Raw genomic sequence first — 14,647 nt, forward strand, 5'->3', positions numbered from 1 at the left:
TCGAGTCCGGGGCCGTTTCACATCTCGCGCACGACGCCGCCGCCGTCGTGGTGAGCGCGGCTACCGGTCGCGGGGCGTCGCGGCGTTGCAGATCGCGTTGTCCTAGGAGACCGCGTCGTCGTCAGCGGACACCGTGTGGGAACCGGCGCGGACCGCGCTGCTGCCGGCGCTGGGGCTGTCGAAGCGCACGGCGGGTTCCATGCCCCTGCCCCGGGCCGCGTTCGGCAGGGAGGCGGCGGCGACGACCGTGACGGCGCGGTCTTCGCGCTCGGGCTGGGCACGCGCCCCGCGGATGTCCGCCTGCACCACCGCACCGGCGGCGGCCGCGAAGAGCAGGATCTGCCCGTAGAGGTTGAACCACAGCAGCACGCCCACGAGCACGGCGGCCGAGAGCACGTACGGGTTCTGTCCCACGCGCCCGATGATCTCGCTGCCGCCGTAGCGCAACGCTTGAGAGCCGACGGCACCCACGATCACCGTGACGAGCAGCGCCCTGCGGTGCAGTGCCAGCTGCGCCACGCCCCGCACGAGCGAGAGGCTCATGAGCACGTCCACGAGCAGGCCCACACCGAAGATGATCGCGGACTTTCCCCCGCCGTCCAGCAGGGGCTGCACCCGTGTGAGACCGATGCTGCCGAGCCAGCGGATCACACCGTCCACCGCACCGGAGGCGAAGACGCTCACAGTGGCGGAGGCGAGCAGCAGGACGCCGATCACCACGAGCCACGCGAGGTCCCGGGGCACGGCCGCGAGCGGGACCCCAGGGGCCGGCGGGAGCTCGAACATCCGGCGGGTGGCAAGGCGCACCCCGGCCACCCAGCGCCACGCGGTGAACAGCAGCACCGCCACGGCCACCGTGGACGCCACAGTGAAGGGCCCCGTGTTCTCGAGCAGGGTCAGGGGGATCACTCCGCCGCGGCCGTCGCCGGTGTCCAGCAAGCCGGGAATGTTGCGGATCAGCCCCTCCACCAGCGTCTGCTGCAGCGGCGAGTCGGTTCCCAGGAATGTGGCGAGCCCGGCGAAGAAGATCACGAGCAGGGACGTGGAGGCGAAGAGCAGCTGGTACGCGAGCCCGGCCGCCATGAGCGGGCCGCCGTGGAACATGTAGTGCGAGACCAGCCGCACGGGGTAGAAGGCCATGAAGCGGGCGAAGAGCCACGCAAAGAAGGCCCCCAGGCGCCGTGGTGCCGGTGCGTGGCGGGAGGCCAGGTCCCGCCGGACGGCCCGCAGCCTGTGGTGTTCCGCCACCAGGCCAGCCCGGTCCACGAGCGCCGGGACCACCGGGGGCGGCTCAGGGGCCGTCACGGTGCCCCACCGCTTTCGCACCGAAGGGGACCTTGTCGCGGACGTGCCAGGCCCCGTGCTCGTCCGCCTCGTAGAGGTCGATGTGGTCCACCATGAACCCCGCGCGGTAGGTGCGCAGCATGGCCTGTGCGCGGTTCAGGTCGTCCTCCGTGGTGCCGTGCGCCAGCGTCACGTGGGGGTGGAAGTCGAAGGGGGACGCGGAGCGCATCGTGTCCCCGTGGAGCTCGCGGTGCAGCCGGACGCACTCCTCGAAACCGCGCCCGATGCGCAGGTAGACCACGGGTGTCAGCGGGCGGAACGTGCCGGTGCCGTCGATCTCCACGTGGAAGGGCTCCCACCCGGAGACCACGTCCCGGACGTGGGCCACGAGCTCGTCCCAGTCCTTGCCGCGGGTGGAGATCATCAGGGTGATGTGGGCGGGAACGGTGCCGGCCTGGGTGTCCCCGAAGGATGCCCGCCAGTCCTGCAGCTCCCTGCCCAGGGGCTCGGGCAGGCGGATGACCACGCCGGCGTACACCTGCCCGGGTCGCACGGTGGGAGAGATGTGACCCTCGCTCACGCGATCCTCCTCAGTTCAGCCGCGTCCCACAGTATCCCACCGGCGTGATCGCACACACGGTGCTCAGACGCCGGGTAGGAACCCCATCCGGTCGTAGACCTCGCGCAGGGTCTGGGCGGCGATGCCCCGCGCCTTGTCCGCGCCGCGGGCGAGCAGACGGTCCAGTTCAGCGGGGTCGTCCAGCAGCTCCTGCGCGCGCTTCTGGATGGGGTCCAGGGTCTGGGTGACCACCTCCGCGAGGTCCACCTTGAGGTGGCCGTACATCCTGCCCTCGTACTCGGCCTCGAGCGTGCCCACCGGCGTGCCCGTGAGCGAGGAGTAGATGGTGAGCAGGTTCGAGATGCCCGGCTTGGCCTGCCGGTCGAATCGCACCTCGGTGCCGTCATCGGTCACTGCGGACTTGATCTTCTTGGCGTTCTTCTTGGCCGGGTCCAGCAGCCGCACGAGCCCGGCGTCCGACGGCGCGGATTTGGACATCTTCGCCGTGGGGTTCTGCAGGTCGTAGACCTTGGCGGAGTTCTCCAGGATCTTGGCGTCCGGCACGGCAAAGGTCTCCCCGAAGCGGGAGTTGAAGCGCTGCGCGAGGGTACGGGTCAGTTCCAGGTGCTGACGCTGGTCCTCCCCCACGGGCACCTGGTTCGCCTGGTACACGAGGATGTCCGCGGCCATCAGCACCGGGTAGGTGAACAGGCCCACGGTGGTGTTCTCCGCTCCCTGCTTCACGGATTTGTCCTTGAACTGGGTCATGCGCGCGGCCTCGCCGTAGCCCGTGATGCAGTTGAGCACCCACGAGAGCTGCGTGTGCTCGGGCACCTGGGACTGGATGAGCAACGTGGAGCGCTCCGGGTCGATGCCCGCGGCAATGTACTGCGCGGCGGTCACCCGGGTGCGCTCGGACATCGTGGCCGGGTCCTGACCCGTCGTGATCGAGTGCAGGTCCGCCACGAAGAAAACGCAGTCGTTGTCGTCCTGCATGTCCACCCAGTTGCGCAGCGCCCCCACGTAGTTGCCCAGGTGCAGGCTGTCCGCGGAGGGCTGCACACCCGAGACGACGCGCGGTACCGCGCGGTGCTGCGTGCTCTGTTCGGTCATGGTGTTCCGGCTTCCTTCTCGGTCGTTGTTCTGGAGTGCGTGGCGCAGGGGGCGACGACGCCGCGGGGCCACCGCGGCGTCGTCCTCGTGTGTATGGAGTGGCCTTCCTGTACACCGTGCCCGGGACCGGCCCCCGGGAGTCACCGGGCGCATCGGCGGCGGAGTCTCACGGGCGCTCGACGCTCAGGCCAGGCGGTAGTCGACCACGAGCGGGGCGTGGTCGGAGAAGCGGGTGTCATAGGAATCGGCGCGGTCCACCACGGCCTCGGCCGCGAGCGCGGCGAGGCCCGGGGTGGCCATCTGGTAGTCGATGCGCCAACCGGCGTCCGTGTCGAACGCCTTGCCGCGGTAGGACCACCACGTGTACGGACCGGGCACGTCCCCGGCGAGGCTACGGGCCACGTCCACGTAGCCCACGTCCCCGAAGAACCGGTCGAAGTAGGCGCGCTCCTCGGGCAGGAAGCCCGCGTTCTTGACGTTCCCCTTCCAGTTCTTGATGTCCAGCTCAGTGTGGCCCACGTTGAGGTCCCCCACCACGAGGGCGTGGTCGCTGCGCTCGGCGAGCTGCGGCAGGCGGGTGAGCATGGCCTCCAGGAAGCGGTACTTGTCCTCCTGCTTGAGGGTGTCCACCTCGCCGGAGTGCACGTACGCGGAGACCAGCGTGAGGTTCTGTCCGTTGGGCAGCCGGACGTCGTTCTCGATCCAGCGCCCGGAGTCGTCGAAGTACTCCTCGCCGATGCCCACACGGGACTCCACCGGCAGCAGGGCGCCGTCGAAGGCGTCTCGGCGCGTGGCGATGGCCACCCCGGCGCGGCCCTTGGCCGCGGCCTCGGTGTGCCGCACGTCCCAGACGTCCTCGTCCAGCAGCTCGCGCGTGATCTTGTCCGGAGCGCGCACCTCCTGCAGGCACAGCAGGTCCACCCCGCGCGGGGCGAGCCAGTCCGCCATGCCCCTGCGGTACGCCGCGCGGATGCCGTTCACGTTCACCGTGGCAATGCGCACCGTCTGCCCTGAATCCGCCATGTCCGTCCGTCTCCTCGTGGTTCCTGCGCGTTGGTCGTTCGTACCGGTGGGGGCCGGTCTCAGTCCTCCACGGTACCGCTGACCGGCGTGCCGGAGTCCTTGAGACTGCGCAGCCCGTTGGCGGCGGTCATGTCGATGGTCTCCAGCGCGCGCTGGACGTGCTCGGCGTCCGGGTCCGGCGAGGAGAGCTGCTCCTTGACCACCTTGGACTGCACCAGGATCACCTGCATGCCGTGGGCGAGCTTCTCGTCCCGCAGGGACTGCCCAGGGCCGGCGGCCGCAGCGGACGTGGCGGGGGCCCGCCCGTGCTGCGCGCGCAGCTGCTCCTGCGCCTGACGCATCTGCTCGCGGCCGAATACCGCGGCCTTGTGCACCATCCACAGTGCCCACACGGCGAGCATGAGCCACCCGAGCGCGATGCCCGCCAGCACCCAGCCCAGCAGGGAGTTGGAGTGGGCCGCCTGGATGAGGGCCACCGCGAAGATCACCACCAGCACGGCGAGACCGATCACCGTTCCCCACAGGGCGGTGCGCCCGGTGCGGGGGCCCTGGGCGGAGGCGGCGGTGTGGGCGTTCGAGGATCCGATCGGCTGCATGGGGCCATTGTCTCAAAACCCGCGGTGCGCGCCGAATTCTGCCCCGCTCTGATCCATGTCCTGCGCCGACTTCCGTCCCGAGTCGGGCGCGAACCCGCAAACACGAGATGTGGGCCTCGCGGTGCCGGCCGAACGAATGGCATGCCACCGCGGGACCAGCCGTGCGACGTCCTCGTGCCCGGAGGGTTCCCGCACATGACAACGCCGCGGGGCCCTCGCGGACGAGGCGGCCCCGCGGCGTCGGGCACCGGGGTGTGGTGACGGTGTGCTGGTGCTCAGGCGCCCTCGGAGACTGCCCGCTCGCAGGACTCCACCACGTTGACGAGCAGCATGGCCCGCGTCATGGGGCCGACACCGCCCGGGTTCGGGGAGATCCAGGAGGCAGTCTCCGCCGCCGCCGGGTCGATGTCGCCGGTGAGCTTCTTCTTGTCGGTCTCCGGATCCACCACGCGGGAGACGCCGACGTCCAGCAGCACGGCGCCCGGCTTGATCTGGTCCGCACCCACCATGTGCGGCCGCCCGGCGGCTGCCACCACGACGTCCGCCTGCGCGAGCAGCTCGGGCAGGTTGGTGGTCCCTGTGTGCGCGAGGACCACTGTGGCATTGACCGGCTTGCGCGTGAGCAGCAGCCCGATGGGCCGCCCCACCGTGACACCGCGTCCGATCACGAGCACCGTGCGGCCCGCGAGCTCCACGCCGTGGCGCGTGAGCAGCTCCACGATGCCGTTGGGCGTGCACGGCAGCGGAGAGGTCATGGGCTCGTTGACGTTGAGCACCAGGCGTCCCAGGTTGGTGGGGTGCAGTCCGTCCGCGTCCTTGGCCGGGTCGATCCGCTCGAGGATCGCGTTGGTGTCCATGTGCTCGGGCAGGGGCAGCTGCACGATGTAGCCCGTGCACCGGGGGTCCTCGTTGAGCTCGTCGATCACCTGCTCGAGCTCCTCCTGCGAGGCGTCCGCGGGCAGCTCCCTGCGGATGGAGGCGATGCCCACCTGCTCGCAGTCGCGGTGCTTGCCCGCCACGTACGAGCGCGAGGCGGGGTCGTCCCCCACGAGGACCGTCCCGAGGCCGGGCACCACGCCCTGCTCCGCGAGCCGTGCCACACGCTGCGCGAGCTCGGACTTGATCTGTGCGGCAGTGGCCTTGCCGTCCAGGACCTGGGCCGTCACCTCACCACTCCTCGAGGCCGGGGTACAGGGGGAACTGCCCGGTCAGCGTCTCCACGCGCGAGCGCAGGGCCGCGATGTCCGCACCGGGCTTGAGCGCCTCGGCAATGATGTCCGCGACCTCGGTGAACTCCTGCGCGCCGAAGCCGCGCGTGGCGAGCGCCGGGGTGCCGATCCGCAGCCCGGAGGTGGTCATGGGCGGGCGGGGGTCCCACGGCACCGCGTTGCGGTTGACGGTGATCCCGGCCTGGTGCAGGAGGTCCTCCGCCTGCTTGCCGTCCAGCTCGGAGTCCCGCAGGTCCACGAGCGTGAGGTGCACGTCCGTGCCCCCGGTGAGCACGGAGACGCCGTGCTCAGCGAGGTCCGGGGAGACGAGGCGATCGGCGAGGATCTGGGCACCCTCGATGGTGCGCTGCTGGCGCTCGGCAAACTCCTGCGACGCGGCGATCTTGAAGGCCACGGCCTTCGCGGCGACGGCGTGCATCAGCGGCCCGCCCTGCTGGCCGGGGAACACCGCGGAGTCGATCTTCTTCTTCAGGTCCGCCTCGCACAGGATCACACCGGAGCGGGGTCCGGCGAGGGTCTTGTGCACGGTGGAGGTGGTGACGTGCGCGTGGGGCACCGGGTTCGGGTGCAGCCCCGCGGCCACGAGACCGGCGAAGTGGGCCATGTCCACCCACAGCTTCGCGCCGACCTCGTCCGCGATGGAGCGGAACGCGGCGAAGTCCAGCTGCCGGGAGTACGCGGACCAGCCGGCCACGATCACCGCGGGGCGGGCAGCCAGGGCCTGCTCGCGCACCTGGTCCATGTCGATCCGGTGGCTCTCAGGGTCCACTTCGTAGGCCGCGATGTTGTAGAGCTTGCCGGAGACGTTGATCTTCATGCCGTGGGTCAGGTGGCCGCCGTGGGCGAGCGAGAGCCCCATCAGCGTGTCACCGGGCTGCATGAGGGCGGCCATCACGGCGGTGTTCGCCTGCGCGCCGGAGTGGGGCTGCACGTTCGCGTGGTCCGCGCCGAAGAGCTTGCACGCCCGGTCGTGGGCGAGGTTCTCCACGACGTCCACGTACTCGCAGCCGCCGTAGTAGCGGCGGCCCGGGTAGCCCTCCGCGTACTTGTTGGTCAGCACGGAACCCTGCGCCTCGAGCACGGCCCGCGGCGCGAAGTTCTCGGAGGCGATCATCTCGAGCGTCGAGCGCTGGCGGCCCAGCTCGTCCTCGATGGCCTGGGCGACGTCCGGATCCACCTCTGAGAGCGGCTGGTTGGTCACGGAATGTCCCGGGGATTGCGTCATGCTCCACCTTCTCTGTGCGCTGTAGGGTCCGCCCCAGCATATCCGGGCCACCCCCGTTCGCTGCCCCGCCGGGGGCCCATCATGTCATGTGGTACCGGGAGGTCACATGAGGGTAACGTGTGTGTAGGTACCGCGCGCGTGCCAGCTGTCCGCGCGGAGCCCCGCGACGATGCCGGGCCACGGCCCTCGACCAGTGAACATGCGCACCCGCAGCACCCGATCCAGGCCCTCATTTCCCCGTGCTAGGAGTTCCCGCACCGTGAACGCTCTTCCCACTGCCCCGTTCACCACGGCCATGCCCCGCGTCGCGGACGGACCCGTCCTTTCCCACCCGGTGGACGTGCTGCGCACCTCCTACTCCGCGGTGATCTTCGACATGGACGGCGTGGTCACGGACACCGCCAGCGTGCACGCGCGCGCGTGGAAGAAGCTGTTCGACGAGCTGCTCGCGGACCCTCGCCTCGAACCCGCCCAGGAGGGCGACGAGGTGGACCGCTCCCCCTTCGACATGGTCGCCGAGTACCGTACGTACGTGGACGGACGACGCCGCGAGGACGGCGTGCGCGCCCTGCTCGCCGCGCGCGGCGCAATGCTTCCGGAGGCCGAGAACCGCGAGGACCCGCAGCCCGGAGACTGGACCGTGCAGGGCCAGGCCGCGGCCAAGGACGGCTACTTCCACGAGGAGCTCGACGTCCACGGCGTGCGCGTGTTCGACGGCACCGTGGCGCTGATCGAGCGGCTGCGCGAGGGCGGGGTCCCCGTGGGTCTGGTGACCGCGAGCCGCAACAGCGACGTCGTGCTGGCGGCGGCCGGGCTGCGGGACTCGTTCGACCGCATCGTGGACGGCAACTGGGCCGCCGAGCACGATCTCCCGGGCAAGCCCGCGCCGGACACCTTCCTGGAGTGCGCCCGACTGCTGGACGTGGACCCGGCCAACAGCGTGGTCGTCGAGGACGCCGTGGCCGGCGTGCAGGCCGGCGCCGCGGGGGGCTTCGCGCTCGTCGTGGGCATCAACCGGGACGGCGCCCGCGAGCGGTTGTACCGGGCCGGCGCGCACGTGGTGCTCAACGACGTCGGTGAGCTGGACCTGGGCGCGCGGCGCACCGATCCCTGGGCACTCGTCTTCGACGGCTTCGACCCCGCGTCCGAGCCCCGCCGCGAGGCGCTGCTCACCCTGGCCAACGGCTACATGGGTGTGCGCGGCGCCGCGTGCGAGTTCCCGGCGAACTCCGTGCACTACCCCGGCACGTACCTGGCCGGCGTGTTCAACCGCGTGCTCAGCCACCTCAACGGGCGGGACGTGGAGCACGAGTCAATGGTCAACGCCCCCAACTGGCTGCACCTGGACCTGCGCTTCTCCGAGGGCCAGTGGTGGTCCGAGGGCGGGCTGGTTCCCTCGCACGAGCGCGAGGAGCTGGACCTGCGCCGCGGGCTGCTGACCCGCACGCTCGTGCTCACGGACGCGGACGCCGATCCGAACACGGACGAGCCCGCCCGCAGCCTCGAGATCATCCAGCGGCGCCTGGTTTCGCTGCGCCACCGCCACCTGGGCGCGCAGGAGACGCGGATCGTCTCGCGAGGCTACACCGGGCGCCTGCACGTGCGCACGGGCGTGGACCCGGCCGTGACCAACAGCGGCGTGGCCGAGTACCGCGAGCTCAACGCCCACCACCTGGTGCTGCTGGAGTCCACCACGCTGCCGGACGAGCACGAGACCCTGCTGTCCCTGGTGCGCACGTCCCAGTCCAAGATCGAGATCGCGATGGCCCAGCGCACACGCGTCGACTCCGAGTCGCCTGTGCGCGAGCGCCGCGAGGTGCGCCCCGGCGGCATCGAGTTCCGCCGCCACACCGTGCAGATCTCCCCGGAGGCGCCGGTGCTGGTGGACAGCACCACCGCCGTGGTCACGAGCCGCGACGCCGCGATCGGCTCCCCGCGCGAGGGCGCCCTGGCGGAGCTGAACCGCACCCCGTTCGGCGTGCGCAAGCTGCTCGCGTCCCACGAGATCGAGTGGGCGCGGCTGTGGGACCGCTACGAGGTCACCCTGGAGTCCGCGGAGGACACCCCCCAGCATCTGAGCACCCAGCTGGCGGTGCGCACGCACCTCTTCCACGCCGCACAGACGCTGGCCCCTCACCTGTCGCTGCGCGACGCGGGTGTCCCCGCCCGCGGTCTGCACGGCGAGGGCTACCGCGGCCACATCTTCTGGGACGAGCTTTTCATTCTGCCCGTCATCAACATGCGCCAGCCGCACGTGACCCGCTCGCTGCTCTCCTACCGTTGGCGCCGGCTCGCGATGGCGCAGCAGCGCGCGCAGGACATCGGCCTCTACGGCGCGGCGTTCCCGTGGCAGTCCGGCTCGGACGGCCGCGAGGAAACCCCGCCGGAGCTCTACAACCACCACTCGCACCGCTGGCTGCCGGACAACTCCTGGCGCCAGTTCCACGTGGGCCTGGCGATCGCGTACAACGCGTGGCTGTACTACGAGTCCACCGGGGACATCGACTGGCTCTCGGGCCACGGCGCGGAGCTGATCATCGGCATCACCCGCCTGTTCGCGTCCCTCGCGGAGTACGACTCGCACGACGGCAAGTACCACATCGCGGGTGTCATGGGCCCGGACGAGTACCACGACGGCCCGGCGGGCCAGCACGGCGGAGGACTCAAGGACAACGCGTACACCAACGTGCTGGCGTCCTGGCTGTTCCGCCACTCGGCGCACATCTTCCACGACATGGTCGAGCACCAGCGCGAGGAGCTCGAGTCGCGCTTCGAGATCTCCGCGCGGGAGGTGCAGACCTGGCTGAACATGGCCAAGAACATGTACGTCCCGTTCAACGCGGACGGCACGATCGCGCAGTTCGAGGGCTACGACGACCTCCTCGAGCTGGACTGGGACTTCTACCGCAGCAAGTACCGCAACATCGGCCGCCTGGACCTGCTGCTGGAGAACGAGGGCGACCTCACGAACAACTACAAGCTGTCCAAGCAGGCGGACACCATCATGCTCGTCTACCTGCTGGGTCCGGACGGCGTGATCGAGGAGCTGGCCCGCATGGGCTACACCACGGACCTCGACGCCGTGCAGCGCACCGTGGACCACTACATCGCGCGTTCCTCCAACGGCTCCTCGCTGTCCCGCGTGGTCAACGCGGCGGTGCTCGCGTGGCTGGACCCAGACCGCTCCTGGGGCTCCTTCCAGGACTCGCTCATGATCGACATGGACGACACCCAGGGAGGGACCACCGGCGAGGGCATCCACCTCGGGGCGATGGCCGGTTCCGTGGACGTGGTGACCCGCGCCTACGCCGGGCTGCGCGTGCGCGGGAACTGGCTCGAGTTCCAGCCCGCCCTGCCCCGCGAGCTCGACGCCGTGGACTTCACGGTGCTCTACTGCGGCCAGGTGATCGAGGTCTCGCTGGACCACGACATCCTTGAGCTCGAGGGCGTCTCTGTGAAGGCCGCGCCCGTGACCATCCACGTCAACGGCGCCGAGTACGTCCTCAAGGGCGGGCAGAAGATCTCCGTGGCGCTGCGCCACCGGGAATCCCGCCGTCCCGAGAAGGCCATGGCAGCGCTCAAGCGTCGCTTCGTCTCGGACGAGGGCCGCGACTGAGCCTCCCGGCACCGCCGACGACGACGCCGCCCCGCCACCGTGCGGGGCGGCGTCGTCGTCCGCACCACGGGACACCACGCCCCGGCGTGAGGAGCATCCCGCACTATGCTGTGACGCATGACACCGCAGCACGAGCCCCTGATCCTGCCCTACGGCCCCCACCGCCCGTCCGTGGCGGAGACGGCGTTCGTGGCACCCACCGCAACCCTCATCGGCGACGTCACGGTGGGTCCCGGTTCCGGGGTGTTCTACGGGGCCGTGGTGCGCGGTGACCGCTCGCCCATCCCGCTCGGGGCGAACTCCAACCTGCAGGACAACGTGAGCGTCCACTCGGACCCGGGCCATCCCACGACGATCGGCGAGCGGGTGAGCGTGGGCCACGGCGCCGTCGTCCACGGTTGCACGCTCGAGGACGACGTCCTGGTGGGCATGAATGCGACCGTGCTCAACGGCGCGGTGGTGGGCAGCGGCAGCCTGATCGCCGCCGGGACCGTTGTGCTGGAGGGTCAGGTGGTCCCGCCCGGCTCCCTCGTGGCGGGGGTCCCCGGGAAGGTGCGGCGCCAGCTCACCGAGCAGGAGCGCCACGGGGTGAGTCGCAACGCGCAGAACTACATCGGTCTCTCCCGGGAGCACCGGGCACTGAACTCCTGAGCGCACCTGCCCCCTGAACTCGCTGACCTGCTGAATGGGCCGGGCCGAATTCTGAGCACGCTGAACTCTGAACGGGCCGACCGGCCCCGCAACGCCAGAGGCCCGCACCCCCGTGAGGGACGTGCGGGCCTTCTGCGTACCTGTGCCGTGTGCTTCCGGAGGCCCAGCGCAGGTGGAGCACCATAATCAGGACCGGGGCGGGCGGTGTCAGCCCAGGCGGGGACGGCTCAGTGGATCATCAGTGGAAGAAGTGCCGCGCCCCGGTGACGTACATGGTCACGCCGGCCGCTTCGGCCGCCGCGACGACCTCCTCGTCCCGGATGGAGCCGCCGGGCTGGACCACGGCCTTCACACCGGCGTCGAGCAGCACCTGCAGCCCGTCCGCGAACGGGAAGAAGGCATCCGAGGCCGCCACGGCCCCGCGGGCGCGCTCGGCACCATCCTCGGCAAGCGTGTTGGCCCGCTCCACGGACAGCCGGCACGAGTCCACGCGGTTGACCTGGCCCATGCCGATGCCCACGGAGGCGCCGTCGTGGGCGAGCAGGATGGCGTTCGACTTCACGGCCCGCAGGGAGCGCCACGCGAACTCGAGGTCCGCGAGCGTCTGCTCGTCCGCGGGCTCCCCGGAGACAAGGGCCCAGTTCGCGGGGTCGTCGCCCTCGGCGTCCAGGCGGTCGGCCTGCTGGAACAGCGTGCCGCCGGACACGGCACGGTACTCGAGCGGATCGCGCGTGAAGTCCTCGGGCAGGGTGAGCAGCCGGATGTTCTTCTTGGCCTGCAGCACCTCCAGCGCCTCGGGCTCGAAGCCGGGGGCAATCACGACCTCCGTGAAGATCGGCTTGAGGTTGCGCGCCATCTCCCCCGTGACCGTGCGGTTCGCGGCCACCACTCCGCCGTACGCGGACAGCGGGTCGCACGCGTGGGCCTTGAGGTGGGCGTCCGCGATCGGGTCGGCCGCATCCGGGGTCGCCACGGCCACGCCGCACGGGTTGTTGTGCTTGACCACGGCCACGGCGGGCTGCTCGTAGTCGTAGGCGGCGCGCACGGCGGCGTCCGCGTCAACGTAGTTGTTGTAGGACATGGCCTTGCCGTGCAGCTGCTCTGCCTGGGCAACACCCGGGGACGCGGCGTCGTTGGTGTACAGCGCAGCCTTCTGGTGCGGGTTCTCGCCGTAGCGCAGGGACTCGGCGCGCTGCAGCGCCAGCCCGGCGTAGGGCGGCCAGAAGTTGGCCTCGGGGTCGTGGTCGAACTGCTGGGCCGTCCACGTGGCCACCGCGGTGTCGTACGCGGCGGTGTGGGCGAACGCGGCGGCCGCGAGCTTCTGGCGGGCCGCGAGGTCGTAGCCGCCCTCGTGCGCGGCGCGCACGACGTCCGGGTAGCTCGCCGGGTCCACGACCACGGAGACGGCGGCGTGGTTCTTCGCCGCCGCGCGCACCATGGAGGGCCCGCCGATGTCGATCTGCTCCACGACGTCGTCCTGGGCAGCGCCCGAGCGAACGGTGTCCTGGAACGGGTAGAGGTTCACGATCACGAGGTCGAACGGGTCGATTCCGAGCTCCTCGAGCTGGTCCTCGTGCTCCTGCTTGCGGCGGTCCGCGAGGATTCCCGCGTGCACGCGCGGGTGCAGGGTCTTCACGCGCCCGTCCAGGCACTCCTGGAAACCGGTGACCTCGGAGACCTCGGTGACGGGCACGCCCGCAGCCTGGATGGTCTTGGCGGTGGAGCCGGTGGAGACAATGTCCACGCCGGCGTCGTGCAGCCCGCGCGCGAGGTCCTCCAGACCGCTCTTGTCGTAGACGGAGACCAGTGCCCGCTTGAGCGGCACGCGGTTCAGGTCGGAAGTGTTCACAGACTCTCCAGTGCAGACGTGGGTTCAAGTGCAGCGGTGCCGCCCGGGCGGGGAGCGCGGTGGACACCGCTGGTGTGGAGCTGGGGTGGGACGGCGACGTCGCCCGCGGGTCCTCCCCGCGCCCCTCGCCATGCAGAGAGGGCCGCCGGAGGTCCTGCGGACCGCCCGTTCCAGTCTACGGCCGCGCCCCAGGGGCCTGCGCGCCGTCGTGCTCACGCGCCAGGCGTGCCAGCGTGCTCACGAGCAGCTCCCGCTCCGCGGCCTTGATGCGCTCGTGCAGCTCGCCCTCGGTGTCCTGCTCGGCGACGGGCACAGCCACCTGGGCGAGGACCGGTCCGGCGTCCACGTCCGCGACGACCTCGTGGACCGTGGCACCCGTGATCTTCACCCCGTAGGCCAGGGCGTCGCGCACCGCGTGGGCACCGGGGAAGGAGGGCAGCAGCGAGGGGTGCGTGTTCACGATCAGGCCGGGGAACGCGGCCACGAACTCGGCGTCCACGATCCGCATGAACCCCGCGAAGACCACGCGGTCCGGGTGGTGGGACGCCACAGCACGCTGCAGTGCGCGGTTCCAGTCCGCGCGGTCGACGTGCTCGCCGGGCGGGACGACGAACGTCGCGATGCCGGCGGACTCCGCGCGCTCCAGTCCCTGGCAGGGCTTGTCCGCGCCCACCGCGACGATCTCCACCGGTTCCTCCCCCGCGTGCAGGGCGTCGAGCATCGCCTGCAGGTTGGTGCCGGAGCCTGAAACGAGAACCACTAAGCGCATGGACCCATGCTATCGGTGCGCCACACCCGGCGCGCTGCGCCGCCGGGGGGCATGGGCTGCCCCGCGCCTCCCCTACAGTGGAGGGCATGCACGAATCCGGCCCCCGGGGCACAGCACCGCACGACCAGCGCCCGGGCGGCCCGGCCACGGGCCCCCGCCAGGACGGCTCCGGATGGGTCCGGCTCGCCACGGCGGGCGCCGGCCTCTCCGTCCTGTCATCCGCCCTCGTGATGGGCGGGATCTGGTCCACGGCCGCGGGAGTGCTCGCCGCCGTGACGGGAACCGTCCTCGCCCTCGTGGCGCTCGTGCGCTCCCGGGGCACCACCTCGCGCGGGGTCGTGACGGCCCTGGCCATCCTCGCGATCGCGTGGGGCGTGCTCAACGCCGTGGGCGGCGGCACGCGCCTGGTGGTCTGGCCCGCCAGCGAGGCGTTCCAGCAGTGCACCGAGAACACGCTGACGCTGTCCTCCACCGAGCGCTGCGAGCAGCAGCTCACCGACAACGTGTGGCACCACTTCTCGGGCACCCCGCTGCAGACGGGTTTCCCGCAGGACTCGGCGTCCCCGACCGCCGGCCCGAACGCGTCCCCCGGTGCAGACGCCAGCGCGGATCCCAGCGCGAGGACGACCTCGTCCGCCACCCCCGGGTCGGACCCCACCACGGCCTCACCCTCCGCGAGCGCCTCTGCCACTCCCTCGCCCACACCGACCACGAGCCCCACGGACCGCTGAGC

12 protein-coding genes are annotated in these 14,647 nt (G+C 71.1%); 3 read left to right on the top strand and 9 right to left on the bottom strand.

Going from position 1 to position 14,647, the window contains the following annotated elements; all coding sequences use genetic code 11:
* Nucleotides 1-102 precede the first annotated feature (102 nt).
* From FS770_RS06095 to glyA, 7 genes are all read right to left on the bottom strand, one after another.
* Nucleotides 103-1,305 (bottom strand): YihY/virulence factor BrkB family protein, encoded by a 1,203-nt coding sequence (locus tag FS770_RS06095; RefSeq protein ID WP_126874920.1) that lies wholly within the window; start codon nucleotides 1,303-1,305, stop codon nucleotides 103-105.
* Nucleotides 1,292-1,864, bottom strand: a complete 573-nt coding sequence (locus FS770_RS06100; protein WP_055083486.1) for a 2'-5' RNA ligase family protein — start codon at nucleotides 1,862-1,864, stop codon at nucleotides 1,292-1,294. Before FS770_RS06100 ends, FS770_RS06095 begins: the two co-directional genes overlap by 14 nt.
* Before the next feature lie 63 nt (nucleotides 1,865-1,927).
* A complete protein-coding gene (gene trpS, locus FS770_RS06105) occupies nucleotides 1,928-2,956 on the bottom strand; it encodes a tryptophan--tRNA ligase (protein WP_055083484.1) in 1,029 nt (342 codons plus the stop codon).
* 183 nt (nucleotides 2,957-3,139) lie between these two features.
* Nucleotides 3,140-3,979, bottom strand: a complete 840-nt coding sequence (locus FS770_RS06110) for an exodeoxyribonuclease III (protein ID WP_055083482.1) — start codon at nucleotides 3,977-3,979, stop codon at nucleotides 3,140-3,142.
* 59 nt (nucleotides 3,980-4,038) lie between these two features.
* Nucleotides 4,039-4,575 (bottom strand): hypothetical protein, encoded by a 537-nt coding sequence (locus FS770_RS06115; protein ID WP_126874922.1) that lies wholly within the window; start codon nucleotides 4,573-4,575, stop codon nucleotides 4,039-4,041.
* A gap of 275 nt (nucleotides 4,576-4,850) precedes the next feature.
* On the bottom strand, nucleotides 4,851-5,741 hold the full coding sequence (locus FS770_RS06120) for a bifunctional methylenetetrahydrofolate dehydrogenase/methenyltetrahydrofolate cyclohydrolase (RefSeq protein ID WP_094393553.1): 891 nt from the start codon (nucleotides 5,739-5,741) through the stop codon (nucleotides 4,851-4,853).
* A gap of 1 nt (nucleotide 5,742) precedes the next feature.
* A complete protein-coding gene (gene glyA / locus FS770_RS06125) occupies nucleotides 5,743-7,029 on the bottom strand; it encodes a serine hydroxymethyltransferase (RefSeq protein WP_145010623.1) in 1,287 nt (428 codons plus the stop codon).
* Between the two features lie 259 nt (nucleotides 7,030-7,288).
* Here glyA and FS770_RS06130 point away from each other — a divergent pair, with 259 nt between their 5' ends.
* Together FS770_RS06130 and FS770_RS06135 are read left to right on the top strand one after the other, a co-directional pair.
* The gene (locus FS770_RS06130; protein WP_144942399.1) at nucleotides 7,289-10,645 is read left to right on the top strand and encodes a beta-phosphoglucomutase family hydrolase; all 3,357 of its coding nucleotides are present in this window, start codon (nucleotides 7,289-7,291) and stop codon (nucleotides 10,643-10,645) included.
* Between the two features lie 117 nt (nucleotides 10,646-10,762).
* Nucleotides 10,763-11,296 (top strand): gamma carbonic anhydrase family protein, encoded by a 534-nt coding sequence (locus FS770_RS06135; RefSeq protein WP_145010626.1) that lies wholly within the window; start codon nucleotides 10,763-10,765, stop codon nucleotides 11,294-11,296.
* Between the two features lie 238 nt (nucleotides 11,297-11,534).
* Here the strand turns inward: FS770_RS06135 and purH are convergent, their stop codons facing one another.
* Complete coding sequence (purH, locus tag FS770_RS06140) at nucleotides 11,535-13,145, bottom strand: bifunctional phosphoribosylaminoimidazolecarboxamide formyltransferase/IMP cyclohydrolase (RefSeq protein ID WP_055083470.1); 1,611 nt, start codon at nucleotides 13,143-13,145, stop codon at nucleotides 11,535-11,537.
* Nucleotides 13,146-13,320: 175 nt separating this feature from the next.
* On the bottom strand, nucleotides 13,321-13,914 hold the full coding sequence (gene purN, locus FS770_RS06145; RefSeq protein ID WP_055083468.1) for a phosphoribosylglycinamide formyltransferase: 594 nt from the start codon (nucleotides 13,912-13,914) through the stop codon (nucleotides 13,321-13,323).
* Nucleotides 13,915-14,000: 86 nt separating this feature from the next.
* Here purN and FS770_RS13735 point away from each other — a divergent pair, with 86 nt between their 5' ends.
* Nucleotides 14,001-14,645: a hypothetical protein gene (locus FS770_RS13735; protein WP_153245895.1), complete on the top strand. Its 645-nt coding sequence runs from the start codon at nucleotides 14,001-14,003 to the stop codon at nucleotides 14,643-14,645.
* Nucleotides 14,646-14,647 lie beyond the last annotated feature (2 nt).

It is taken from the genome of Kocuria salsicia, from assembly GCF_007681555.1.
Taxonomy (GTDB): Bacteria; Actinomycetota; Actinomycetes; order Actinomycetales; family Micrococcaceae; genus Kocuria; species Kocuria salsicia.